23 protein-coding genes are annotated in these 24,917 nt (G+C 49.8%); 13 read left to right on the top strand and 10 right to left on the bottom strand.

The genetic code is table 11. The features are described 5' to 3' along the window. Positions 1 to 16: 16 nt before the first annotated feature. The 4 genes from G3M70_08080 (at position 17) to G3M70_08065 (ending at position 5,323) form a co-directional block, all read left to right on the top strand. Positions 17 to 565: a thioredoxin family protein gene (locus tag G3M70_08080; protein ID QPJ61836.1), complete on the top strand. Its 549-nt coding sequence runs from the start codon at positions 17 to 19 to the stop codon at positions 563 to 565. Beyond that, a complete protein-coding gene (locus G3M70_08075; protein QPJ61835.1) occupies positions 556 to 3,390 on the top strand; it encodes a UPF0182 family protein in 2,835 nt (944 codons plus the stop codon). Before G3M70_08080 ends, G3M70_08075 begins: the two co-directional genes overlap by 10 nt. A 315-nt stretch (positions 3,391 to 3,705) precedes the next feature. Next, positions 3,706 to 4,143 (top strand): helix-turn-helix domain-containing protein, encoded by a 438-nt coding sequence (locus tag G3M70_08070; protein QPJ61834.1) that lies wholly within the window; start codon positions 3,706 to 3,708, stop codon positions 4,141 to 4,143. Positions 4,144 to 4,261: 118 nt separating this feature from the next. Beyond that, complete coding sequence (locus G3M70_08065) at positions 4,262 to 5,323, top strand: IS481 family transposase (GenBank protein ID QPJ61833.1); 1,062 nt, start codon at positions 4,262 to 4,264, stop codon at positions 5,321 to 5,323. 148 nt (positions 5,324 to 5,471) lie between these two features. Here the strand turns inward: G3M70_08065 and G3M70_08060 are convergent, their stop codons facing one another. The 8 genes from G3M70_08060 to purS all read right to left on the bottom strand — a co-directional run bounded on the left by G3M70_08060 (position 5,472) and on the right by purS (position 12,733). Continuing rightward, positions 5,472 to 5,906 carry a hypothetical protein gene (locus G3M70_08060; GenBank protein ID QPJ61832.1) on the bottom strand — a complete coding sequence of 145 codons (435 nt, stop codon included), beginning with the start codon at positions 5,904 to 5,906 and terminating at the stop codon, positions 5,472 to 5,474. Next, complete coding sequence (locus tag G3M70_08055) at positions 5,903 to 6,214, bottom strand: ParB N-terminal domain-containing protein (GenBank protein QPJ61831.1); 312 nt, start codon at positions 6,212 to 6,214, stop codon at positions 5,903 to 5,905. Before G3M70_08055 ends, G3M70_08060 begins: the two co-directional genes overlap by 4 nt. A 147-nt stretch (positions 6,215 to 6,361) precedes the next feature. Continuing rightward, complete coding sequence (locus G3M70_08050) at positions 6,362 to 7,216, bottom strand: RHS repeat-associated core domain-containing protein (GenBank protein QPJ61830.1); 855 nt, start codon at positions 7,214 to 7,216, stop codon at positions 6,362 to 6,364. A gap of 256 nt (positions 7,217 to 7,472) precedes the next feature. Beyond that, positions 7,473 to 7,790: a hypothetical protein gene (locus tag G3M70_08045; GenBank protein QPJ61829.1), complete on the bottom strand. Its 318-nt coding sequence runs from the start codon at positions 7,788 to 7,790 to the stop codon at positions 7,473 to 7,475. 300 nt (positions 7,791 to 8,090) lie between these two features. Beyond that, positions 8,091 to 9,539 (bottom strand): amidophosphoribosyltransferase, encoded by a 1,449-nt coding sequence (locus G3M70_08040; GenBank protein ID QPJ61828.1) that lies wholly within the window; start codon positions 9,537 to 9,539, stop codon positions 8,091 to 8,093. After that, positions 9,532 to 11,769 (bottom strand): phosphoribosylformylglycinamidine synthase subunit PurL, encoded by a 2,238-nt coding sequence (purL, locus tag G3M70_08035; protein QPJ61827.1) that lies wholly within the window; start codon positions 11,767 to 11,769, stop codon positions 9,532 to 9,534. Before purL ends, G3M70_08040 begins: the two co-directional genes overlap by 8 nt. An 8-nt stretch (positions 11,770 to 11,777) precedes the next feature. Then, on the bottom strand, positions 11,778 to 12,464 hold the full coding sequence (gene purQ / locus G3M70_08030; protein QPJ61826.1) for a phosphoribosylformylglycinamidine synthase subunit PurQ: 687 nt from the start codon (positions 12,462 to 12,464) through the stop codon (positions 11,778 to 11,780). Positions 12,465 to 12,490: 26 nt separating this feature from the next. Next, positions 12,491 to 12,733 (bottom strand): phosphoribosylformylglycinamidine synthase subunit PurS, encoded by a 243-nt coding sequence (gene purS / locus G3M70_08025; GenBank protein QPJ61825.1) that lies wholly within the window; start codon positions 12,731 to 12,733, stop codon positions 12,491 to 12,493. 294 nt (positions 12,734 to 13,027) lie between these two features. Between purS and G3M70_08020 the strand changes: the two genes are divergently transcribed. Continuing rightward, positions 13,028 to 15,085 (top strand): bifunctional aldolase/short-chain dehydrogenase, encoded by a 2,058-nt coding sequence (locus G3M70_08020; protein QPJ63754.1) that lies wholly within the window; start codon positions 13,028 to 13,030, stop codon positions 15,083 to 15,085. Positions 15,086 to 15,128: 43 nt separating this feature from the next. Here G3M70_08020 and G3M70_08015 read toward each other — a convergent pair whose 3' ends face one another. Together G3M70_08015 and G3M70_08010 are read right to left on the bottom strand one after the other, a co-directional pair. Further along, positions 15,129 to 17,855, bottom strand: coding sequence for an MMPL family transporter (locus tag G3M70_08015; protein QPJ63753.1), 2,727 nt, complete (start codon positions 17,853 to 17,855; stop codon positions 15,129 to 15,131). Between the two features lie 216 nt (positions 17,856 to 18,071). Next, on the bottom strand, positions 18,072 to 18,680 hold the full coding sequence (locus G3M70_08010) for an acyloxyacyl hydrolase (GenBank protein QPJ63752.1): 609 nt from the start codon (positions 18,678 to 18,680) through the stop codon (positions 18,072 to 18,074). A 594-nt stretch (positions 18,681 to 19,274) separates the two neighbouring features. On the opposite strand from G3M70_08010, the gene G3M70_08005 reads away from it, so the two are divergent. The 8 genes from G3M70_08005 to G3M70_07970 all read left to right on the top strand — a co-directional run bounded on the left by G3M70_08005 (position 19,275) and on the right by G3M70_07970 (position 24,910). Further along, positions 19,275 to 19,895 carry a sigma-70 family RNA polymerase sigma factor gene (locus G3M70_08005; GenBank protein QPJ61824.1) on the top strand — a complete coding sequence of 207 codons (621 nt, stop codon included), beginning with the start codon at positions 19,275 to 19,277 and terminating at the stop codon, positions 19,893 to 19,895. Beyond that, complete coding sequence (locus tag G3M70_08000) at positions 19,892 to 20,137, top strand: zf-HC2 domain-containing protein (protein ID QPJ61823.1); 246 nt, start codon at positions 19,892 to 19,894, stop codon at positions 20,135 to 20,137. The genes G3M70_08005 and G3M70_08000 overlap by 4 nt, the downstream gene beginning before the upstream one ends. 161 nt (positions 20,138 to 20,298) lie before the next feature. Next, positions 20,299 to 20,787: a bifunctional nuclease family protein gene (locus G3M70_07995; GenBank protein QPJ61822.1), complete on the top strand. Its 489-nt coding sequence runs from the start codon at positions 20,299 to 20,301 to the stop codon at positions 20,785 to 20,787. 143 nt (positions 20,788 to 20,930) lie between these two features. Beyond that, positions 20,931 to 21,812: an NAD(+) kinase gene (locus G3M70_07990; GenBank protein ID QPJ61821.1), complete on the top strand. Its 882-nt coding sequence runs from the start codon at positions 20,931 to 20,933 to the stop codon at positions 21,810 to 21,812. Positions 21,813 to 21,843: 31 nt separating this feature from the next. Then, entirely contained in the window at positions 21,844 to 22,737 is an 894-nt protein-coding gene (locus G3M70_07985) for an N-acetylmuramyl-L-alanine amidase (GenBank protein QPJ63751.1), read from the top strand. 113 nt (positions 22,738 to 22,850) lie between these two features. Continuing rightward, positions 22,851 to 23,402 carry an SH3 domain-containing protein gene (locus tag G3M70_07980; protein QPJ61820.1) on the top strand — a complete coding sequence of 184 codons (552 nt, stop codon included), beginning with the start codon at positions 22,851 to 22,853 and terminating at the stop codon, positions 23,400 to 23,402. A 57-nt stretch (positions 23,403 to 23,459) separates the two neighbouring features. Next, complete coding sequence (locus G3M70_07975) at positions 23,460 to 24,455, top strand: M48 family metalloprotease (protein ID QPJ61819.1); 996 nt, start codon at positions 23,460 to 23,462, stop codon at positions 24,453 to 24,455. Further along, complete coding sequence (locus G3M70_07970; GenBank protein ID QPJ61818.1) at positions 24,455 to 24,910, top strand: hypothetical protein; 456 nt, start codon at positions 24,455 to 24,457, stop codon at positions 24,908 to 24,910. The genes G3M70_07975 and G3M70_07970 overlap by 1 nt, the downstream gene beginning before the upstream one ends. Positions 24,911 to 24,917 lie beyond the last annotated feature (7 nt).

The raw sequence follows: 24,917 nt of genomic DNA, 5'->3' as shown, positions 1-24,917 counted from the left end.
TTTACGAGATCATGATATGGCATTGATGCATTCCAATATGGCTCCTCTTGGAACCACAGCACACGATTTCAATCTTCCCGACCCGGATGGCAAACGTTACACTCTTGAAGATTTCAAGGACGCGAAAATCCTTGTTGTGATATTCATGTGCAATCATTGTCCATACGTCAAAGCAATACTGGACCGCCTGGTCTCTTTAGCGCGTCATTTTGAAAATTCCGGAGTTCAGTTTGTCGGGATCAATCCCAACGATGCCGAAAAATATCCAGACGATTCGCCCGAGTGCATGAAGCAACTCGCCGAAGAAAAAGGAATGACCTTCCCCTACCTGATCGATGACTCACAGGAAGTGGCGCGGCAATACGATGCAGTTTGCACACCTGATTTTTTTGTCTATGATCAGGATCGCAAGCTGGCCTACCGTGGGCGACTGGATGACAACTGGCAGGAACCTGAAAAAGTTACTAGTGAAGAACTGAAAGCTGCATTGAAAGAGCTGGTCGCGGGCCGTCCCGCTCCGGAAAAACAAACACCATCCATGGGCTGTTCAATCAAATGGAAATAAAACCACCACCGCCACCACGCGTCAAAGGTCCTGGGAAAATATGGTTCCTGCTGGCCGCGATCATTGTCATCGCGCTGATCTCTGCCGACCAGATCATCGAATTCTATTTCGACCTGCTCTGGTTCGAACAATACGGGTTTCTCTCCGTCATATGGACCATGCTGGGGGCGCAAACAGGACTTGGCCTCCTCGCCGGAAGCGCTTTTTTCATCATCACCTATGGAACGCTGAAAACCACCTATAAAAAATCGGCGCACCTTCCAGTCGTGTTATCGGACCGTGTGCGCCGCGATGCACCGTTTTTACAGCTCATGGCAGACAATCTGAAACCGCTGGTGCTGTTTATTCCCCTGGTACTCGCCATCATGACGGGACTGATTTTTGCGCAGCAATGGGATGTGGTCATGAAGTTTCTGAACCAGGTCCCGTTCGGCAAAAGCGATCCCATCTTTGAAAAGGATTATTCCTTTTACCTGTTCACACTACCACTCTGGTCGATGGCAAAAGGACTGGCCTGGCAGGCATTTGTTGTGATCGCCATTGGTATGACCCTGATACATTTCTTCAAGCAACACATCACGTTCACCACGAACGGAATCGTCACCTACCCTGAAGGCCGCCGTGCCTTGTCCTGGCTGTTTTTCTTCGGCTTTCTGTTTTTTGCGATGGACGTGTACATGAGACGGTTTGGACTGGTAGTCGATGGACGTACCAGTGTCGTAACCGGAGTCAGTTATGCCAATGATTATGGTCGACTGCCCGCGATGGGCCTCGCCATCATCATGAGCCTGATCGGGGCCGTGGTCAGTGTTCTAAATCGAAACAGTACCAGCCTGCGTCGCCCTATATACATCCTGATCGGTACCATCGTGGTTTTGGTTGGCGGAAACGGTTATTCCAACTTGTTACAAAAGTTCGTTGTCGATCCAAACGAACTCATCAAGGAAACTCCCTACATCGAACATTCCATCGCCGGAACACGCATCGGGTATGGGCTGGATCAGGTAGAAGAAAATGTGCTCACCGGTTCAAACAGCCTCAGCCGGGAAAGCATCGAACGCAACGATGTCACCATAGAAAATATCCGCCTTTGGGATCAGGAACCCCTGCTCGACACGCTCGGACAGATCCAGGAAATCCGCACCTATTACCAGTTCCAGTCAGTGGACAACGACCGCTACACTATTAACGGACGTTACCAGCAGACTCTTTTGTCACCGCGTGAACTGCTTTCGACCAATCTACCCAACCGGACCTGGATCAACGAGCACCTCACCTTCACCCACGGTTACGGTGTCTCCCTCAGCCCGGTGAATCTGATGAGCCCACAGGGCCTTCCTGTGCTGCACATCAAGGACATTCCGCCGAGATCGAGCGTTGACCTGCAGGTGACTCGTCCGGAAATTTATTATGGCGAACTGTCCAACGACCACGTGTTCGTCAATACGGGCACCAAGGAATTTGATTACCCGGAAGGGGAGAAAAACGTTTACAAAAATTACGAAGGGTCGGGAGGCGTTGAAATCGGCTCCTGGTTCCGCAAGTTGCTGTTGGCGGCGCGTTTCAAAACAATGAAAATACTGTTCTCTGAGGACATCAAAAATGACAGTCGACTCCTGTTCTACCGAAACATCAAGGAACGTGTCAGCAAAATAGCGCCCTTCCTCAAATACGACGGCGACCCCTATATGGTGATCACCGATGCGGGACGGCTGGTGTGGATGGTCGATGCCTATACGGTGAGTGACCGGTTACCCTACTCCGTCCGCGTGCGAGACACAGACATGCTCGGCGGCACCGCCAATTACATTCGAAACTCCGTCAAGGTCACCGTCGATGCCTATGAAGGCACCATCACGTATTACGTAGCCGACGAAAAAGACCCGATCATCCAGACCTACCGGCAGGTATTTCCGAAAATGTTTCGCGAACTGAAAGACATGCCGGCAGATTTACGAAGTCACATCCGTTATCCATCGGACCTGTTCTCCCTGCAAACGCTTGTTTACACGCAGTACCACATGAAAACCCCGCAGGTGTTTTACAACAAGGAAGATGAATGGGATATCCCGGAAATCGACGCCAAGAAAATGCAGCCGTATTACACCATCATGAAACTGCCGGGGAAAGAGAAAGAAGAGTACATCCTGATGCTGCCCTTCACGCCCAAGGGCAAGCAGAACATGGCGGCCTGGATGGTGGCCCGAAGCGACGGCGCGGATTACGGCAAACTCGTGCTCTACACATTCCCCAAACAGAAACTGATTTACGGTCCCAGCCAGATTGTGGCGCGTATCAACCAGGAAGCCGAAATCTCACGCCAGATCAGCATGTGGGACCAGCGTGGATCGCAGGTAATCCAGGGCAACCTGCTGGTGATCCCGATTGAAGAATCACTGATCTTTGTGAGACCGCTTTACCTGAAAGCAGACACCGGCAAGATTCCCGAACTCAAACGGGTCATTGTCGGGTATGAAAACAAGATCGCTATGGAACAGACGCTGGAAAAAGCCCTGGCCAAAATATTTGAAGGGATACAATTAAAATCGCCGACCATCGCACCCGATTCTGGAACCTCTTCCATGCCTTCTGATGTGGGAGTTGACGGTGTAGTGCTGAGTCAGGCCGATTACGAAAAGATCAAAACGTTCTTTGACCGCGCCGTGTCATCACAGAAAAAAATCGATGCAGCGGTGAGCGGTTACCAGCAAGACCTCGACGCGTTAGGCCAGGCGTTGAGTGCCGCCAAACCCGTTAAACCCACTCCCCCTGCTCCAGCGACAGAACCAATCGCTACAGAGTCTTCCCCCGCCAAAGTTCAGTAAGAAATCAGCGAAACAAAAAAATCCAAGGCGAGATTCTTCACTACACTTTGTTTCGCTCAGAATGACAAGATGGTGATGGTTCCTCCTGATTTTAAGAATCAGTGAGCCGTTCTGAAAAATTTCCAACAATGGTTTTTAAACTCTAGATCCGACGAATGCATGTCATTCTGAGAAGCCGCAAGGCGACGAAGAATCTCGCCTTGGATTTTGACCTCAATCATTTTTGAATGCATCTACCCTTCGTCATTGCTTTGAAACTCACGAGATAGGTTGACAGGTTTTGGTCGTATTGAACCTTTTTAACCGGAGGTCGTGATGACACCTGAAGAACGAGATATTAGTCGAAAACTGAGAGTTTTAGCCCACGCCAGGGAAACTAAAAACGTTTCTAAAACCTGCCGCTATTTTGGGATTTCAAGGACCACTTTCTATGAGTGGAAACGAGCCTATGAAGAAAGGGGAGAGCCTGGCCTGATCAATCGAAGCCCAGGACCTTCCTATGGAAATGCGCCGCACCTATACCCGGATGAGGTTTATGAAAAAATCCTTTACCTTCGCAAGACCTATCACATGGGTCCGCAACGAATCGTCTGGTATCTGGAACGCTATCATGACATCCGGATTTCCTCAGGAGCCGCCCGTAACACCCTCCTGCGGCATGGTTTAATCAAACTACCCCAGAATGCCAGAAAGCGATCGGTTGTTACCAAGCGGTATGAGAAACAAGTCCCCGGCCATCATGTTCAGGTCTGAAGGTTGCCAGTAATTGACTAACAGTTGATCATTTTTGAAAAGAAAGTGGTCATTGGCCCTTGATTGGGTAAATTGTAAGTGTCTAACGCTTACAAACTTACTCGACAAGGAGAATCCAATGACCACCAGGAACAAGGTAGCACGAAGAAAACTGTCCATGCTAGAGCTGGCAGGTGAACTGGGTAACGTCAGCAAAGCCTGCAAGATTATGGGGTATTCCCGCACCCAGTTCTACGAGATTCGCAGGAACTACCAGACCTATGGAGCCGATGGGTTGATTGACCGTCTGCCCGGTGCCAAAAGTCCTCATCCCAACCGGGTTTCTGAAACAGTAGAACAGGCGGTTCTCGATTATTCCCTGAAACATCCTTCCCATGGATGTCTTAGAGTTGCCCAGGACCTGGTCCTTACAGGAATCAACGTTTCCTCGGGCGGCGTCCGGGGTGTGTGGAGCCGTCACAACCTCTTGCAGAAACATCAACGATTCCTGAGGCTGGAACAATCGATCAAGAGCAAGAAGATCGACCTGACCGAAGATCAGATACGCGCGTTAGAAAGGTTCAGTCCGGAGTTCCGTGAACGCCATATCGAAACCCGGCACACCGGTGACCTGGTGGCGGTGGACACCTTCATGGTCGGAACCTTGAAAGGCGTAGGCCGTGTGTACCTGCAAAGTGTCATCGATTGCTACAGCCGATACGCCTGGGGAAGGCTCTACACCAGCAAGTTGCCGATCACCGCAGTCCAGACGCTTAACAACGAGGTACTCCCGTTCTTTGAATCTCACGATGCCAGGATCGCGACCATCTTGAGTGACAACGGCAGAGAGTTTTGTGGACGAAAAGACCGCCACCCTTACGAACTGTTTTTGCAGTTAGAACAGATCGAACACCGCACCACAAAAGTCCGTCGCCCCCAAAGTAACGGCTTTGTCGAACGTCTCCATCGAACACTACTCGATGAACACTTCCGGATCATGGGTAGAAAGAAATGGTACGAGTCTGTCGACGAAATGCAGAAGGACCTCGACACCTACTTCATCCACTACAACACCAAGCGTCCTCATCAGGGCAGAAATATGAACGGCAGGACACCGGAAACAGTCTTCAAGGAAGGTCTTCCAAAACCAGATAAAATACAGGAGCAAAAACAAAAAAAGACAGCTAAAATAGCCGCATAAATCACATACCCAACAAGGGCCACTGTTCGGCAAATACTAGCTTTGTACATTCAGCGCATCGTAATCAAACGTCTCGGTGAGAGGATCGCTGTTACCATCAAGTTGACGGTGGTCACGACGCTCTGTTTCTTAATAGAAGAATGTAATACTAGTGGATGATCCTTTTATCAATTGCGCTGGTGAAATAGTATAAATTGCAATGAGGATGGTCCAGTTTCGCTATTGCACCATCTTCAATAGCATGTTCAAAATCTATTTTAAGTTTTTCTTTGTCTTGATATTCGGGATATTTTTCAGGACAACTTTCTATATATTGACCAAGACGCCAAAGATCAAATCCATCGTAGCGCCCTTCCGGTCCGAAGTCGAAATTTATTTCATGATCGGGAAAAATTAAAAAACATCCAATCCCATGAAATTGATACTCAACCTGATTCGATAACTTTCCCTGATGAGGGATCATTTTTTCTCTCCAAGCTTTTAAGGGGCGAGTATCCCCAATTTTATCCTTGAATAATTCAATCCCTACTTCTACTTGCTTTAGATAGTCGTCAATAAGGGTTTTTAAACTTATTTCAATCACCTTGTAAGCCTCCCCTTCCTATCTCTCAATCTATCAAAGCCCACGTTTTTCGCTGAATCTAGGACATCGTCAATGTTATTAAAACTACTATTGTGTCCTGCAATATCATCAATCACATTTATTTTTACACCAGTTCCGGTCCTGCGCGCTGCAGCAGCTCGATGGTGCCCATCAATAATAAATTTTTGGCCATTGTGCTCTACAACATCAATACCTTCACCCACAAACCCATCTTTACGCATACTTTCAGCTAGTGCATTTACATCTTTTGACGATTTATTCCCTTGAAGAGCATGAGTCCGATGCAAGGTATTTACATCTATTAATCCAGTGGTATCATCCCCGATTCCTCCACCTTTTCCAAAGCGGAGAATACCTTTGCCCAGCCCACCCAGAAACCTTAAGAATTTTAACTCTATGCCTTGTGGAGTGAATTCACTGCCAATTTCAACTCCTCATACTATTTTATCAAAAGTTGAGCAACCCTTACATTTCAGACCTAAGAAATCATCGTCAAATGGATTTGGTGCTTCCCCACCTTCAGCATATATGTCAAATAACGGTTGCTCGTTATAGATACCTCTTCCAGTTGCAAAAATCCCTCCGCCTCTTAGAGAACCGAATCGGCCGCCTGGAATGAAAACACTATTTCCATTTACTTCCTGAGCAGAACCAACAGCAAACAATCCATTTGTAGAAAATTGCGCCTGCTGGATTGTAGTGATGTTCGTTCCTTGAAGACCATTAAATTCGAAACCAAATCCTCCAAAATCAATTCCACCTACTGAGAAGTCACTTCCAAACAGAAAATCGTACAGGGAGCCAAAAGCCGCACCCTGAGTATACTGGGAATTAATCGCTAAAATAGTTGTCCCCAACATAAACCCGCTCGGGTCGGTGAAGGACAGGGGATTGTTGTTGATGTAGGTGTAGCGGTTGAAGGATTGCAGGTTTTCAGGGAACTGCACGAACGGATCGGCGGAGAGGAAGCGACCGAGGATCGGATCCTGCACGCGACCATTCATGTGAATCAATCCCACATGATCGAGATGCTCGTGGCCGGTGAAACCGCGCTGTGTGGTCGCGGGGGATGTAACGGATGCACCGTAGTCCACCCAATCCGTGTTGTTACGCCTTCTGCCGTGCGCGTCGTAAGACAATTCATCCACAGCGACGCCCGCATCATCCGTGATCACCACCACAGAACCCAGATGATCCCGGTGCAGGTAGAACGTGCCGACTGGCGTTGTGCTATTGCCAATGACCTCCGTCGTCTTGTAAATGGCAACGGTGCCACCACTGCCCGGCAAATAATGCGTGTGGGTGAAGGTCGTTACGCCCGGATCGATCTCTTTCTCGTACAAACTACCCGCGTAATGGATTTCACGCCCCGCTCCGTCTTTCTGATAAACCCTGGCCCGGTCTGCTCCATAATCAAAAGTAGAGGCATTGGTCGTGTTCGAATTTATATAGATGGGCTTATCAAAGGAATTGCATTTATCGGTTGAATTCGCGGCAAACCTTCAACCTAAATGCAATTAAGGACTTTGCCTTATACAAACTGTGTTATCGTTCGATCAGTGAACCATAAATTGTTTTTGTTTTGGGGTCGGTAAAAAAAAATAAATGCTTAGAGTTTAAATCAAATGTATGAATTTTAATTTTTTCATCCGAAAGCTTGGGTAGTAAATTTATTAATTCCGAAAAGCCATCATAGTCATTCCCTGCCGTTTCAAATCTTCTCGTGTAAATTTCTGTCACATATCTCCCTGATAACCCAGTCGTCACCTCATAATTTTCAATTTCTTTTAAATTGTTTAAATTAGGCAAGCTTGAGGTTTCAGAAAGTAGTTTTATTAATCGTTTTTTATCAAGAAATTTCATGGTTTTGTAACTTTTGCTCCTCTAAAACCACCCCTTATTAATACTTCTGCTTCATTAAATTTATCAGGTGATGTGGTTAACCCAGAACGAGGAATTCGTTTTTCAAGTACCACCCCATCCCGACCAGAAAAGCGTTTTGCAACGTTTCGGTTTGTGGACGCGATCAGCTCTTCGCTGGTCGGGGTGTCGATACCATATAAATAAAGGGGTCAAATCTTTATTTGACTATATATTCAAAGTTTATACTCGTTTGCACAAAATAGAATAAAAACAGGCCTCAGCATAGGGATTGAGTACAGCTCAAGAAACCGGCTTTGGAACTTCTTCTTCGGGCACGACGGTCTCTCCGCCGAATAAGGGCAACTGGGTGGTCTGCGGTTCCTGATCCGATTTCACCGGATAGTCGCCGCTGAAACACGCAGTGCAGAAATGATCGTTGTCATCTTCCATCACCTCCAGCATACGGTTGAGGTCGAGGTACTCCAGCGTATCCGCCGTGAGGAATTTTCGCGTTTCTTCCAGGTTGTGGCTGGACGCGATCAGCTCTTCGCTGGTCGGGGTGTCGATACCATAAAAACAGGGGAACAGGCTGGGCGGTGAGCTGATGCGCACATGCACTTCGGTCGCCCCGGCTTCCCGCATCATCTTCACTATCTTGCGGCTGGTGGTGCCGCGCACAATCGAATCATCGATGATGATCACCCGTTTGCCCGCGATCAATTCCCTCACCGCATTCAGTTTGACCCGGACTCCAAAATGGCGGATTTGCGACTGCGGTTCGATGAACGTGCGCCCCACATAATGGTTGCGGATCAACGCCATCTCGAACGGTATGCCCGAAGCTTCGGCGTAACCGAGCGCCGACAGGTTGCCGGAGTCTGGGACCGGCACCACGATATCCGCGTCTACCGGTGCCTGTTCCGAGAGCGTCTTGCCCATCCGCTTGCGCACGTTGTAGACGTACTCACCAAACAGGACGCTGTCCGGTCGTGCAAAATAGATATGTTCAAAAATACATTTTTTGGGTTCCACACTTGGAAAGGGGAAGTAGGAGGTGACCCCCTTATCATTAATCAGCAGCATTTCACCGGGCTCCACCTCACGAATATATTTCGCACCGATGAGATCCATGACACAGGACTCTGACGATACCACCGGAGCTCCGTCAATTTCTCCCAGTACCAGCGGACGAAACCCGTGCGGATCGCGCGCGGCAACGATTTCATTCTCGGACATCAGCACCAGCGAATACGCACCCTGCACCTTACTGAGCGCTTCGATAACGCGCTCAACAAAATCTTCTGCGTGAGACCTGGCAATGAGATGGAGGACTACTTCACTGTCGTTGGTCGACTGGAAAATAGACCCCTCTTCCACCAGTTGTTCGCGAATCCCGTCGGCATTGACCAGGTTTCCGTTGTGGGCCAGGGCCAGTGATCCGTGCGAATATTTGATCACGCAGGGCTGTGCGTTTTTTACGTGGCTCTCCCCGGCTGTGGAGTAACGGTTGTGGCCGATCGCCATATTGCCCGGCAACCGTTCCAGACATTGTTGCGTGAAAACGTCTGCGACCAGTCCCATCCCCACTTCAACATTGACATTTCCCTTATCGACAGAAGCAATACCCGCACTTTCCTGTCCGCGGTGCTGTAAGGAATAAAGCCCAAGGTACGCCAGGTTGGCCGCCTCGGAGTTGCCGTAGATACCGACCACACCGCACTCGTCGTGAAATTTGTCCGAATCAGCCAACACGGTTCGCGTACTCCTCCAGAGATGAGGTCCACACACGGTTCAATTCGTTAATCGCCTCGTCCACCACAACAGCCCCATTCAGTTGCAACTTTAATTGGGAGCCGCCCACCGTTCCGATCACTTTGAAGGGCACTCCGGCTTCACTTGCCCGTTTATTCAACTGGCCTTCCTCATCCGGGGAAAACGACACCACAATACGAGACTGCGTTTCCCCAAACCACAAGGCATCCGGACGCAAGGTGGATTCCATTTCTACATCAGCACCAACAGGACTGCCGTTAGCGGACATACAGGATTCCGCCAGTGCTACCGCCAGGCCGCCTTCAGCACAATCGTGTGCTGATTTAAGGAACCCGTTTCTGATCCAGTCCAGGCACAGGTTCTGAACACTTTTTTCGATAGCCTGATCCAGTTGGGGCGGTTTGCCTCTCACTTCGGAAGTGACCAGTTTCAGATATTCACTGCCACCCAGCTCTTCCAGACTCTGCCCGATTAAGCCAATCCGGTCACCTGCTCGCTTAAAACCCTGTGTACAGTGCCGGTCGATGTTATCGATCAGCCCCACCACTGCAATGGTTGGGGTCGGATAGATGGCTTCGCCCTTGGTTTCATTATAGAGACTGACATTCCCGCTGACTACCGGAATGTCGTTGAAACGGCACCAATCGCCCAGCCCGCGCACCGCCTGCTCGAACTGCCACATGATCTCAGGATTCTCAGGATTGCCAAAATTAAGGCAATTCGATACACCAATAGGTTCTGCACCGGAACACACCACGTTTCGGCAGGCTTCCGCAGCAGCGATCTGTCCACCGGTGAAAGCGTCCAGATACCCGTAGCGGCTGTTGCAATCGACCGAGATGGCCAGCCCTTTTTTCGTATCTGGAACGCGCAGAACGGCGGCATCCGATCCCGGCAACACGCACGTGTTGAGGCGCACCATATGGTCGTATTGTTGAAAAACAAACCCCTTGTGGGCGATGGTCGGCGAAGCCAGTAATCGTTTCAGCATGGCTCCCGTCTCTGGAATTTCGATAGACGTGATATCGAGCTCCTGAAGGTCATCAAGACCCGCTGGTCGTTTTGTCGGGCGGTTGACTGCCAATCCACCTTCCACGACCGCCTTGACTGGGAGGTCCAGCACCGTTTTTCCATGATGAGAGATGGTCATGCGGTCGCCTTCGACAACACGACCGATCACTTCGGCATCCAGGTCCCATTTGCGGAAGGTGGTGAGGGCGTCATCTTCACGCCCCGCCTTGACCACAAACAGCATACGTTCCTGCGATTCCGACAACATCACTTCGTAAGCGTTCATCCCTTCTTCGCGCATGGGCACATCGTCAATACTCATCTCCAGCCCGAGACCGGCGCGGTCTGCCATTTCAAAGGCCGATGAAGTGAGACCCGCCGCACCCATGTCCTGCACACCAATGATCCAGTCCTCTTTCATACTTTCGAGGCAGGCCTCGAGCAGCAGCTTTTCAGTGAAAGGATCGCCAACCTGAACGGTCGGTCGCTTTTCTTCGGTCTTGTCGTCAAACTCGGCGGAGGCCATGGAAGCGCCGTGAATCCCGTCGCGTCCGGTTTTTGACCCGACATAAACCACCGCGTTGCCCACACCAGATGCGTTGCCGAGGAAAATCCGGTCGGCCTGCGCCAGGCCCAGGCAGAAGGCGTTGACCAGGATGTTGCCGTTGTAACAGGCATCGAAATAGATTTCACCGCCGACGGTGGGAACGCCGATGCAATTGCCGTAGCCGGCAATACCACTGACCACTCCGTTTAACAGGTACCGTGTTTTCGGATGAGAAGGTTCGCCAAAACGCAGGGAATTGAGGAGGGCGATTGGCCGTGCACCCATCGTAAAAATATCGCGCAGGATTCCACCGACTCCCGTGGCCGCGCCCTGATAGGGCTCGATGAATGAAGGATGGTTGTGACTTTCGATCTTGAACACAACGGCCTGCCCATCCCCGATATCAACAACACCTGCGTTTTCACCGGGACCCTGAATGACACGCGGACCCTCGGTAGGCAGGGTTTTGAGATGTGGCTTGGAACTTTTATAGCTGCAGTGCTCGCTCCACATGGCGGAGAACACCCCGAGTTCCACCCAGTTCGGTTCGCGTCCGATAAGCTCGACGATACGTTTGTATTCTTCTCGACTCAGGTTGTGCTCGTCGAGGAGAGCGTCCGTGATTTCAGGGCAGGCGGTGGGGTCCATGGATTGACTCATACGATTGCGAGCAGGGAGTCGAACAGTTTACGTCCGTCTGAACCAGGAAGCGCGGGATCGGCGGCACGTTCAGGGTGAGGCATCAGGCCCATGACGTTTTTTGTTTCGTTCACGATACCGGCAATATTTCCAACAGAACCGTTGGGGTTTCCCGCATCGTTGACCTGCCCGGAATCATCACAATAGCGCAGGACAACCTGACCGTTGTCTTCCAGTTGTTTTAACGTATCTGCGTCGGCGAAATAGTTTCCATCGGCGTGGGCGATCGGGAGAGACAGGACGTCTCCTTTGGAGCAGGCGGCTGTGAACGGAGTCGCTTCGTTTTCCACTCGAACGTTCAGGAATTTGCAGATAAACCGCTGCGACCGGTTACGCATGAGGGCACCGGGGAGAAGTCCCGACTCGGTCAGCACCTGGAATCCGTTACAGATACCCAGCACCTTGCCACCCCGCCCGGCAAATTCAGATATCGCTTTCATGATGGGAGAATAACAGGCGATGGAACCGGCTCTCAGGTAATCGCCATAGGAAAATCCACCGGGCAACACCAGCAGGTCGAGTCCCTCGAGACTTTTGTCCTTGTGCCACACCCACCGGGTATCCCATCCCATGATGTGCTTGAGGATGTGATAGCAATCGTGGTCACAGTTGGAACCGGGGAACACCACAACACCGCACTTCATATCGCCACCGCAGATTCCTATGGTTGTCAGGGTTCCAGATTGAATCGGTAGGATTCGATAACCGTGTTGGCCAGAAGCCGGTCACACATTTCGCGGACCCGGGTTTCTGCTTCTTCTGTGCTCACCCCGTCGAGTTTCAGCTCGAGGTATTTCCCGACACTGACCTCCTGGACTTCACCAAAACCCAGGTCACCCAACGCATGGTGAACCGCCTTACCCTGTGGGTCTAAAACACCGTTCTTCAAGGTTACGTGTATTTTTGCGAGCATGGGGATAGGGCTGGGGACGGGGGAAACGTTTCGAAATTGTTCGGCAACTTTAGCATAGAACCGGGGTTAATGCATCCGACATTTAATCCCAAGATTTTTTCTGGACTCACCCCCTCCTTAACAAAGGGGGGTACGGAGGAGGCTGTTTTCCTGACCCCTCTCACACCCTTCTCTTGCGAGGGGAGGGACAAACTAAACCGCAAAGGTTTCTGCATATTTTTTCCTCAAAAATATTTTGGGTTGTGACAAAAGACACCCTTTTCTATGCAGCCCAGTTCTGTTATTGTTTCAACCATGCAAAATCGATGGAATGATCAGGAAGCGCAAGCTAATATTGAAAAATACAAGGCCGAGGGAGAAGACCTCGCGTTACGGGTGTATACATCCCGACTGATCGGTGCCGACCCGGCACTGGTCCTCCATGGCGGCGGCAATACCTCTGTAAAGTCGGTCACAAAAGACCGTCTGGGTAACGAGGTTGAGGTTTTATACGTCAAAGGCAGTGGTTGGGATCTCGACACGCTGGAACCCCCAGGGCTTCCAGGAGTTAAACTCGAATACCTGAAAAAACTGAGGGCGCTCGATGAGCTTTCGGATGAAGCGATGGTCAACGACCAGCGCACCAACCTGCTCGATGCCAAATCGCCCAATCCTTCAGTGGAAACGCTGTTGCACGCGTTCCTGCCGCAAAAATTCGTCGATCATTCGCATGCCGATGCAATCCTCACTCTGGCCAACCAGCCGGATGCGGAGAAAGTCTGCCAGGAAGTTTTTGGCGGAGAGCTCGGAATTGTTTCCTACATCATGCCCGGCTTCCTGCTTGCCAAAGCGGCCGCTGAAGCTTATGAGGCCAACCCCAACGTCAAAGGGCTGGTACTGATCAATCACGGGCTGTTCACCTTTGGGGATAACGCGAAAGAAAGCTACGACCGGCATATTGAAGCGGTCACCAAAGCGGAAAACTACATCAAAAGCCATTCCCAAAAATCGTTGACTCCAAAGAGCAATGTCAGTGTTGGATCACCGGACGAAATCCTGGAAGCCATTGCTCCTCTGATCCGCGGACTATTCCACGAACGCACCGGGGCACATTGGCTGGTTCACCACAGGGAATCAGAGTTGGCCCGTGAATTTGCTTCCAGTGAAGAATGCGCCACCTGGTCACAGATCGGAACGGCCACACCGGATCATGTCATCCGTACCAAACAGAAGCCTTTGCTGCTGGACCTGAAAAATACTGAAGACGTGGAAGCGCTGAGAAAAGAAATTGAAACCGCGCTGGAAAGTTTTATTGAGGATTACCACGGTTACTTTAAGAAAAACGTAGACGCCAAAGGTGTGGATAAAAAGGAACTGGATCCGTTGCCAAGAGTGTTGCTGGTTTCGGGGCTAGGACTGGTCACCGTTGGCAAGACCCAGAAGGAAACTCGCATCTCCGCTGACCTTTACGAACACACCATTGAGATTCTGCGCGATTCGTTCTCGGTTAACGCCTACCAGCCACTGGGCGACGATGATCTGTTCGACATGGAATACTGGTCGCTGGAGCAGGCCAAGCTGGGCAAGGCCAAACCTCCTGCGCTTCAGGGGCGCGTTGTTTATGTCACCGGTGCCGGTTCCGGAATAGGTCGCGCCACGGCTGAAACGTTTGCGAAGCAGGGAGCCAATCTGTATCTGGTCGACATTGATGAAGAGCGATTGAAAGTAGCGGCGGAACACATCAAAAAGGTCGCGGGAAGTCCTGTCTGTTATGAAGCGGTAAATGCTGCGGACGAAACCGCTGTCAGAAACTCCTTTGCCAATATGATTAAAAAACTGGGCGGGGTGGATATCATCATCTCTAACGCAGGCAATGCAGTGCAGGGTCGGATGGGAGACATTGACTCCAAATCATTGCGCGCCAGTTTTGACCTGAATTTTTTCGCACATCAAACGGCGGCGCAGGAAGCGGTCAACATATTCCTGAAACAGAATTATGGCGGGGTTCTCCTGTTCAACGCATCAAAAGCCGCGTTCAATCCAGGAAAGGCCTTCGGCCCCTATGCGCTACCCAAAGCCGCAGTGGTGGCCCTGACCAAACAGTACGCACTCGACTACGGCAATGATGGAATTCGCTCGAACGCGATCAACGCAGACCGCATTCGTACCAGCATGTTCACCCCGGATTTTATCGAACAGCGTGCTACGGCGCGCGGACTCACCCCCGATGCCTACTTCAGCGACAATCTGCTGGGCCAGGAAGTGCTCGATACCGATGTCGCACTGGCCTTTTTACATCTGGCGTTATCAGAGAAAACCACCGGCAGTGTTCTCACCGTCGACGGGGGCAACATCGCCGCCAGCCCGAGATAGCTTTACCTGCATTCAATATTTTTCTGGAAAGCAATATTTCCAGCTAAAGGTTCCACCCTTTTTCAGCACAAAATTTCAATAGCGCCGGCAGTAAAGTAATCGATGCCAACAGGCAACTGCCGACTCCGAGTGTCAGCACGAGCCCCAGGCTGTACACGCCCATATGGTCTGCGGCCATCAGGCTGCCGAAACCAATCATCGTCGTTAAAGAACTCAACACCACCGCCTGCCCCGTACTTTTTGACAACACGATGTTATCAGCTCCAGGGTTTTCGCGGTAACGGTGCAGGATGTGCACCCCGTTGACCACACCGATGCCAATGATCAAAGGCAGGATCACCAGATTGGCCATATTGAAGCGGACATCAAAAATTTCCATAAACCCTACGGTCCAGAAAGAGCCAACCAGTGTGGGGATGAGCACCAGCAAGGTGGAGGCCACACTGCGCAGGGACCACAGCAGATAAATGATGATCGCGATCATGGCGTAGATCCCGCCCTGGATATAACCGTTGATCATCAACCGGCTCGACTCAAACATATGGACTGCGTTGCCGGTCACTTCAGGGTCGATGGCCCGCATTTCTTTCAGGAACTGCTCCATCTGAGGTCGTTCCCAGATGTTGATTCCAGGATATACCAGCAATAAATGTTTTCCATTTTTCCCGATAAAACGTTTGCGCAGAAGATCCGGCATCGAATCCAGATGAATGCGTTCCGGTTTTAACGATTTGTTGAGGTCGCTCACCACCTTGCGATAATCTTCGAAAAGCGTTTTGGAGAAACCTGCCATTCGCTCAGTCGCGGTTGCAGGATCCAACGTATCCAGCTCCTTTCGGATTTCCTCAACCAACTTTGACGCTTCGAATACGTCATCGCGTTTGCCGCTCTTTTCTTTTTTGCGTAGTTTGAAACGGATGTTTTTGATCGTGGACTTCAGCTCTTCCAGGGAAAACTCTTCATCATTTTTTGCGACTGCGAATTCCGGTAACTCCTCAGCAATTTCCCGGATCATTTTTATTTTTTCGTCTTGTTTTTTGGGAAGTGCGGTGAAGATGCTGTCGATCTTTCCGACTGAGGGGAGCTTTCGAATGGCTTCGTATTTTTTACGGGATTCGTCTTCGCTGTCGGAAACCACCGCCACGTACCAGGTCGCGCGTTTGGCGTTCTCGATAATTTTAAGTTCCCATTCAACCGCTTCTGTTCCCTTGGCCTGCAGGTTGAGCAGGTTGTAATCAAAACTGAGACCAAGCGTGCGCCACACCGCCCAGGCGATCATGATCACCGACACAAAAATGATCATTTTGTAACGGTTAAAAATACCGAGCAGCAGTTTTTCTTTTTGCGGCTGGGCCTGCGGCATGGTGTATTGCAAAGAACGCCACCGTTCTTCCAGGCAGACCAGCGCCGGAAGCAGAAGAACCATACTGAGCCAGCACAATAAAATCCCTCCGGCGGCAATCACTCCAAGCTCCGCAATGCCGATGAATTTGGTGAACGCCATCGAACCGAACGCGATCGCTGTGGTGATGGCTCCCGTCAGGTTGCCTCGTCCTGTCCCTCGAAGGGTAGCCAACATGGAAGCGTGGACATCTGCACCCTGCCTGCGTTCTTCACGGTATCGCTCCAAAATATGGATGCCAAAATCGATTCCAAGACCAATCAGAATGGTGGTGAACACCACGGACATGATATTGAGATGACCCACTGAAAGGGTGGTGTAACCCATCGACCAGCCCAGCGCGATCAGCAAAGACACAACCGCAAGCAGGGGTTTGACCATTCCTCGAAAAGCGATGATGAACAGAAGCGCCACACCCGCCAGGGCAATCTTGGAGGCCAGCTCGACATCGTTTCGGGTGGTGTACATTTCATCGGATGAAATCACATCGCTACCGGTCAACCCGACCTTGATATCGGGATGACGTTCATGCACGTCACGGATGACTCCCCGGATCGATTCGATTGCATCCTTTGATCCTGTGAAATCATTCTGCGTTTCTTTTGGACTGAGCAGAACAAACAGCAGGTTCCCGTTTTCAGAAACAAGATACCCTTCATCCTGCAATGACTCCTGGCGGTCGGTCAGAAAAGATCTCCACGGAGATTTATAAAGGGCTTCGCCTTTAAGATGGGCGTTGATCTGTTTGAAAATGGAGATGAGCAGGCTAAGGTCTGCCGTGTCATCGACCTCATCCGATTCTTCATCGTCACCGGTACCCAGAAAATCGGTCAGCAGGGAGTCGACCATCCCTTCCGATATTCCTTTGTTGATATTGACCAGAACCGAGTTCAGTCCGGGGGTCGTATTCACCTCTTGTAAAAAATCCTGATGTTCCTTGAGTTTCTGGGTCAGGTCTTCCAGGCCCTCGAAGTCCATAAATAACAGGGCCCGACTTTTGAAATAGCTGGTGTCTACTTTGTAGAAAATTTCGTGGAAGCTGGACCGGAATTTCTCCAGTTCCTTGACGAGGTCGATGGCGAAGGCCTTCATCGGGTCCTGCTTTTCGCTCTCGACAACGATGATCATCCCGTCAAAGTCTTCAAACTCTTCGCGGTATTTTTTATAGAGGATGTCGTAAGGCAGGTCCCGCGAAATAAGGTCCGAACGTTTGGTTTTAAACGTCAGCTGTTCTGCAGTGTACCAAATGGCGAGTCCGGCTATGACACACGAGAACAAAACAACCCACAGTGTGTATTGACGCGCTAGGGTCTCAAAAGATCGGAAAACTTTATCCAACAGGTTTGATTTCTGGGAAGGAGGAGGAATCTGGGGAGTTCCGGGCTTTGTTACCACTTAAGGGGACCTCTAACCATTCTGCAGTGTTATTGAGGAAGCACGCAAGGTACACTCGATGGCTTCCCAAAGTCAATTCCAGAGGGACCAGAAAAGGACGAAAAACAAAAGGGAAGGAAACCCGAATCAGCAAACAATGCTTGCCGGGTTAACAAGAAACATCCTTGAACCCGGGGGTCGAATAAATGTTTAGAAGGAATACCCGACCGTAAATAGATGGGCATTCAATCCGATGTTGGGCCTTTCAATACCGGAGTTTGACAAATGGTACAACCGGTAACCGACAGAGATCGACTTGTTATCTTCAAGAAAATACTCGATTCCGCCCCCAACATTAAGGATAAATTCGAAATCAGTACTGATTTCAATTGCACCGTCATCAAAATCCCCATAGGAAAAACCGGCACCAACAATAATGGTCGGTGCCCAACGCCGGGTTGGCCCCAGAAATTTATACTCGACCTGCACAGGAACAAAACCGAATTGTACGGCAGGTGCTGTATCAGTAGTCGTCAGGGTGGCCGCCCCCGTCACAGGATTCCGAATCACACGGGTTGAATCTGAAACACTGAAAATGGCGCCAGCCTCAGCTACCCAGTACAAGGCACCTCGGTAGAAAGAATCCCCGATAACCCCGGTGAGATTATACTTGAAATGAGGAAACAGGTAGAGAAAGTCTATATTAGTTCGATCCGGAGCCCCAAAATTTGTTGAAGGCAAATCGATTGTATAGCCAAACCCTCCATTAATCCCCCATTGGGTTGTGCCTCTTCCAAAACGGGATTCAAAAGCTCCCATTCCAGATTTCCCCCGCCTGGTTTTTCCAGAAGCCTTTTGGGCCACTTGATCCGGGCTATGCCGTTTGGATCGCCATTTTTTCCTGTCAGAGGCATCCACTTGACCGGCTGTGAGCAACAGAACGCAAAGAGTAAGGGAAATTGCAATAATTCCTGATTTCATCGGGGAAATGCTCCTCAAATTATTTTATGTGGCCTCAAATACTCCCGTTTTTTCGCAATGGAAACGATCGGGAATTTGACATACGTCTCGCTAGCAAAAAAACCCAGGTTTTTGAGAGATTCTGCATGGCCAAAATAATGTAATCGCCGATTGTAACATAACGTCAATACCTTGTTAAACATTTAAATTCATTTGGACTACGGGTTTTGGGATGTTAAGATTCTGACCCGAATAGGTAGCGGGACCAAGGTCTTAAATTCAAGCTTGAATACAGGCTATTTTGTAAAAAAATCCCTCCCAAACTGGTTAAGATTGAAACGTTAGGGCAGCCGGTTGCATCCTAACTTCCGAACCGCCTGATATTGACGGCACAGCCAGGGGAGGTTTTGGAACCCGTACCGGGAAACCCATTTCCCCAAAGGAAATTACGGAATGCCGACAAAGGAAGAGAAGGCTCTAGACGACCGTCTGGTCAAGGAGATGAAAGAAGGCAAACTGGAAGCATTTGACCAGATTGCTCTACTTTACCAGCGAAAAATTTACGCTCTGGCGTTCAATCTGACGCGGAACCAGATGGATGCCCAGGACGTGGCTCAGGAGGTGCTTCTGAGCATTTTTAAGAAAATTCATACGTTCCAGGGTAAATCCGCATTTTCAAGCTGGGTTTACCGGATCACCCTCAACGCTTCTTACATGAAGCTGAGGACTAAGAAAAAAGACCAGTTCGTTTCGCTGGACGATATGCTGCCTTCGTTCAACAACAGCGGATTCCAGCAAGAAAAGTTGCTCGACTGGTCAGACAGCACGGACTCATTACTGTTCTCCAACGAAACCAAGGAGATCATCGAAAAAGCCGTTGCCCAGTTGCCGGAGAAGGAAAAAGTTGTGTTTTTGTTGCGAGACGTGGAAGGACTCTCGACAGAGAAAGTCGGTGAGATTCTTGAACTGTCAATACCAGCAGTAAAGTCGCGCCTGCATCGTGCACGATTATTCTTAAGGAAAAAATTGTCGGGCTATTTTGAAGAGTTCGATACGCGGGGAGCAAAAAAATGATTTGTTGCCGGGAATGTCTGGAACTACTTAACGATTACATTGATGGGTCTTTGGATCCCGAGGTCAAAGAGTCTCTCGAAGAACATCTTAAAGACTGTCCTCCGTGCATTGCCTTTTTGAACACCTACAAATCCACTACCGAGATTACCAGCAAGACTCTTAGTGAAATAGAAATCCCGGCAGTGGTGCAGGAAAAGCTTCGTGAGTTTGTCACCCAGACTCTCAAAGACCAAAAAAAATGATAACCGGAAACCTGCCCCAGGCGCGAAATGCGGGATTGACAAATTTTCTTACTCTTATATCCTGAATAATCAGGAAGGTAAAAAGCGTATTAACCTGCCAACCGTATTGAAGGTTCGTCCACGGACCTTTCAAACGAGTTGAGGAAAAGTCGGGAATTTTTATGGTTGAAATGAAAGTAGAAGGTCTTACGCTCGACCCGTTGACCAATATGCCCATTATAATTTTGAAGGATTCGTCCGGTGAGCGGGCGCTTCCTATATGGGTCGGTTTTTTTGAAGCCAACGCGATCGCGCTCGAAATAGAAAAAATAGCCACGCCAAGGCCCATGACGCATGACTTGATGAAAAACCTGATTTCCGATATGTCAGGTGAAGTTAATCATATTCTGGTTAGCGAGTTAAAGGACAATACCTTTTATGCAGTCATCAATATGGTGAACAATGGCAATACCCTGAATATCGATTCCCGTCCCAGCGATGCCATTGCTCTGGCGTTAAGGGTAAAAGCCCCTATCTATGTCAATGAGACGGTTATTGAAGCAGCCAAAAGTCTCGATCTCCCCGATACCTCCAAGCATAATACCGAGGAAAAGGACCAGTGGAAAAACTGGATCAGTAATATCAAGCCGCAGGATTTCGGCAACCTCTAGCTTTATACCCACGCCGGTATTAAGTTCAGCCTTTCCACTCCCACATATAATTTTTTCAAGTGGTGGTTCCAGCCAGTTCCCGGTATTATCTATCCAGCTCATGACTTTGAAAAGATCTTCCATAAACCAGAATCGTACAAATCATGGCCCCTATCAAACGCGTCGGAATTTTTTGCAAACCCAAATCGACTCTCGGGCGCGAAGTTCTCTCAGAACTCACCGACTGGCTTAGAAAAAAAGAATGCGAAGTCCTGATGCCAACCGAAACGGCAGAGTTGATTGAAGAAACAGCAACTCATAACTGTGAAGACATTCCCGGCCTGGCAGACCTGATTATCGTTCTGGGTGGGGATGGCACCCTGCTCTCTGTAGCGCGGATCACGCACCCGACCCAGGTGCCGATTCTTGCGGTTAATCTCGGCAGCCTTGGTTTCCTGACGGATGTTTCACTGGAGGATTTGTACCCTACCCTTGAAAAAGTTTTCAGTGGAATATCGCGTACTGAACCCCGAATGCTGTTGCAAGCCAGGGTGATCCGGAATCGCCTTGCCATTACTGAAGATTTTGTTCTCAACGATGTGGTGATCCACAAAGGCACACTGGCACGGATCGTCAACCTGGAAGTGCAGGTCAACGACCAGTACATGACCTCCTATCGTGCCGACGGCCTTATCGTGAGCACTCCAACAGGATCGACGGCTTATTCACTCTCCGCTGGTGGGCCCATTCTTCATCCCAGCATGAACGCACTTGTTCTGTCTCCAATATGCCCCTTCACTCTGACCAACCGGTCTATAGTGGTCCCCAGCAACGCGACGATCCAGATCCACCAGACAACATATGAGGAGGTGCGCGTCACTCTCGACGGTCAAACCGGATACGATCTCCTGGCCGACGATCTTCTCGAACTGCGCCCGTCGGATAATCCGGTGAACTTTGTCGAAGTGCCGGGGAAAAACTACTACCAGATCCTCCGTCAGAAACTTCACTGGGGACGGCCGGCTGATGACCGAAAAGGCGGCTGATCTCAACCGGATAAAACCGGACACCCTTTCAATTAACACTTCAATCGTCGCTTGCGGTTTTGAAACTGATATTGAAACCCCCGTGCTTCGCTGGGACCAGCCGGGAGGCCTTTCCTGCCCCAACCGTCGCGGCCGTAAATCGTTAAATCACCACAATAAAAAGCTCAACGATGCCCCGACTCGCCCATTTACAGAATATAAGATAAGAAACCCCAAAGCTGCGTATGAAGAGCTGAAACAGAATGTCTACCAGTTCGTCCTGCACTACGATGTCTGTTACAACTCGCAACATTGTCATGAAATCCTTCAAGACAGTTCCTTTAAAGGCAGCCACTTTTATCTCGATCTGGATGGCACGCTCTACCAGACATGCGATCTTTACTGGAAAACCAACACCGCTCCGGCGGATGACCGACTCGGCAACGAACGCGCTGTTCATGTCGAGATGGCAAACCTTTCCTGGCAAGCGCTGAGTTCTGAATCCAGCTTGTACAAATTAAAACAGGATGCCTATGAGGAAACGGGCGAAGGCTGGAAGCTTCGACTCCCCTCATCGCGTCGCAAACAACTTCATCACCGTGGTTTTTTGCCAATGGCAGCCCGGAGCTATGGCAATCGCGGCTATTTCAGTCGTAGGATCAACGGCCGCGTGGTTAGAATGTGGGATTTCACAGAACCACAGTATCAAACCCTCATCCGCCTGTGTTTTGGGATAAACCGACTGCTGCCCAGGGTGAAACTCAAGGTACCGATCGATTCAAAAACAGGCCGTACTCCCCTTGACCGTTTAAAAAACTTTGCCCGTTTTGAGGGTATTTTAGGCCACGCCCATGTCCAGGCCGGAAAAACCGAGGGAGTCACCTGTAAATACGATCCCGGATCAGCTTTCAATTGGGCGCGGCTTCGTCGGGCTCTAAGTCGATAACCAGGGTTATTTCAAAGATTTATTTCAATAAAATTCATCGTTTTTCTTATCGCCGAAAAAGCGGTTGACCTGCCTCTCCTTTTAAGGGTAGCTTGTTAAGGAGACCTTAAAAGTTGAATAATTGTCTAACCTCATTGCAGGATATCAAGATGCGCATCCGACTCTCAGGACTTTTCAGAAAAATCTGTCTCGCGGCTTTGATTTTGGGACTGTGTGCCGTTCCGGCACTTGCAGAAACCATGTATGTCAAATCGTCTAAAACCAAGATGACAGCGGAAGCATCCGCACGATCCAAAAGCCTGGGCTATTTGAGTGCCGGCCAGGCAGTCAACGTTGTTGGCAAAGAAGGGAAGTTTATTAAAGTTTCTGTCGGTGGGAAAACAGGCTATGTCTTTAAATTCAAACTGACTTCCTCGGCACCCTCTGGCGGTGGCGGAGGGGGTGGACTTGACGTACTGACCGGCAACCAGAAAATGGCGGCAGCGGAATCGTCTTCCGGTTCCAGCATTCGAGGACTCAGTCCCATTTCCGAAAACTATGCTAAAGGGCATGGCATTTCCCCGGACCATGTGGCCTCTGTCAAACAGATGGAGTCACTGTCTTTTTCCAGCTCACAGGTAGATGCTTTTCAGGAGCAGGGCAAACTTGGACCCTACGCCCAATAAACCAACGATCCTAAAAGCCGCTTCGTCTTCTGGCTTTTTAAATATGCGGAGGTATTCGTGAAAAAATTATTGATCTCATTATTGGCTATTGGAATTACGCTGGGCCTGGTCACCGCTTCCTGGTCGATCAATTTTGGGGACATCCTGAATGAAACCCTGAAGCCGCCACCCAAAAAAGAAACAGCTCCGGCACCGGCCCCAGAACAGGCTGCTCCAGAAACGTCGGCACCGGCTGAAAATTCCAAGGGTGGTGGAGGTCTCATTGGAATACTGGAAAGCACCGGCGCAGTAGACAAAAAAACCTCAGGTATTTTACGGGGAGCGGGGGCTCTGGTTCAATCGCTCCAACCGATCGGTTGGGAAGAGGAACGTGCCATCGGTGGATCACTTGCCCTGGAAGTCTTTAAGAATTTTGGTGGGCAATATAAAAATGACAAGCTGCAACGCTATGTCTCCCTGGTTGGACTCTCTGTAGCGGGAGTCTCTGACCGTGCAGATATTCCCTACCATTTTGCGATTCTCAACTCAAATGACCCGAATGCTTTTGCAACACCTGGCGGTTACATTTTCGTCAGTGCAGGCCTGTTACGGCTGGTACGAAACGAAGCAGAACTGGCCGGTATTCTGGGACACGAAGTAGCGCATGTGGCCAAACGACACGCCCTGAAAACTATTGAACGAAGTAAAACCTTGCAGGGTTTCAGCCAGTTGACGACTTCCATTCTGGATTCTGATCCTGGAGTTCTGGACAATATCGTCAAGGAAATGTCCGCGACACTGTTCACCAAGGGACTTGATCAAAACCTGGAATATGAAGCGGATAAATTTGGAATGGATTACGCTTACCGCGTCGGTTACAACCCGGGTGGGCTTCGGGATTTCATGAAGGTTCTAGGCAAGGCGCAAGGGTCGCATTCTGTTTTGCTTAGTACGCACCCGACTCCGCGTTCACGCTACGGTAAATTGAACGCACAGGCAAAACGTTACGGCAATGTCTCGCTTGCTCCAATCCTGTCCCAACGCTATTCAGCTGAAACCAAAGGCAATCTATAGTGAAAACAGGTATTTTTCGGGACGAACTGCCAGGGGAACGTAAGAGTATCATCAATACCCTGATGTGGGGCTGGATTCTGGTTATTTCGATACTCGGCTATTTCGCGTTCTACCTGACAATTCAGTTGGAGCAAGTGAATTTACTTCTGGAAAAGATGCCCCCAGGCCTAACCGGGGATGAATTCACTTTCATTCAAAGTCGGCTGATCAAAACGATCAACCGACTTGAAACCGAGATTCTCTGGTTGGCTGTTTTGGGTAGCATCTTTGCGGTTGTAGGAGGGCTTTACACCTTCAATCTAGTTGTGCGCCCTTTAAGAAAACTGGTGCAGCTTGCCGAAGGAGAACCGGTGGAACCGCCCGAGATCAAGTCCAACAACGAGATCAAACAGCTACTCACCGCCATTCACCCGCCCAACATGGAAGAAGCAAAATCAATTCATCTGAAAAATTAGTTTTGCT

Source organism: Candidatus Nitronauta litoralis (assembly GCA_015698285.1).
Lineage (GTDB): Bacteria > Nitrospinota > Nitrospinia > Nitrospinales > Nitrospinaceae > Nitronauta > Nitronauta litoralis.
This window is presented reverse-complemented; position numbering and strand designations above follow the sequence as displayed.

Coding starts and splice junctions, on each gene's coding strand:
- G3M70_08080 (QPJ61836.1), top strand. CDS start 17: ATGGCATTGATGCATTCCAATATGGCTCCTCTTGGAACCACAGCACAC.
- G3M70_08075 (QPJ61835.1), top strand. CDS start 556: ATGGAAATAAAACCACCACCGCCACCACGCGTCAAAGGTCCTGGGAAA.
- G3M70_08070 (QPJ61834.1), top strand. CDS start 3,706: ATGACACCTGAAGAACGAGATATTAGTCGAAAACTGAGAGTTTTAGCC.
- G3M70_08065 (QPJ61833.1), top strand. CDS start 4,262: ATGACCACCAGGAACAAGGTAGCACGAAGAAAACTGTCCATGCTAGAG.
- G3M70_08045 (QPJ61829.1), bottom strand. CDS start 7,790: ATGAAATTTCTTGATAAAAAACGATTAATAAAACTACTTTCTGAAACC.
- purL (QPJ61827.1), bottom strand. CDS start 11,769: ATGGACCCCACCGCCTGCCCTGAAATCACGGACGCTCTCCTCGACGAG.
- purQ (QPJ61826.1), bottom strand. CDS start 12,464: ATGAAGTGCGGTGTTGTGGTGTTCCCCGGTTCCAACTGTGACCACGAT.
- purS (QPJ61825.1), bottom strand. CDS start 12,733: ATGCTCGCAAAAATACACGTAACCTTGAAGAACGGTGTTTTAGACCCA.
- G3M70_08020 (QPJ63754.1), top strand. CDS start 13,028: ATGCAAAATCGATGGAATGATCAGGAAGCGCAAGCTAATATTGAAAAA.
- G3M70_08010 (QPJ63752.1), bottom strand. CDS start 18,680: ATGGGAGCTTTTGAATCCCGTTTTGGAAGAGGCACAACCCAATGGGGG.
- G3M70_08005 (QPJ61824.1), top strand. CDS start 19,275: ATGCCGACAAAGGAAGAGAAGGCTCTAGACGACCGTCTGGTCAAGGAG.
- G3M70_08000 (QPJ61823.1), top strand. CDS start 19,892: ATGATTTGTTGCCGGGAATGTCTGGAACTACTTAACGATTACATTGAT.
- G3M70_07995 (QPJ61822.1), top strand. CDS start 20,299: ATGGTTGAAATGAAAGTAGAAGGTCTTACGCTCGACCCGTTGACCAAT.
- G3M70_07990 (QPJ61821.1), top strand. CDS start 20,931: ATGGCCCCTATCAAACGCGTCGGAATTTTTTGCAAACCCAAATCGACT.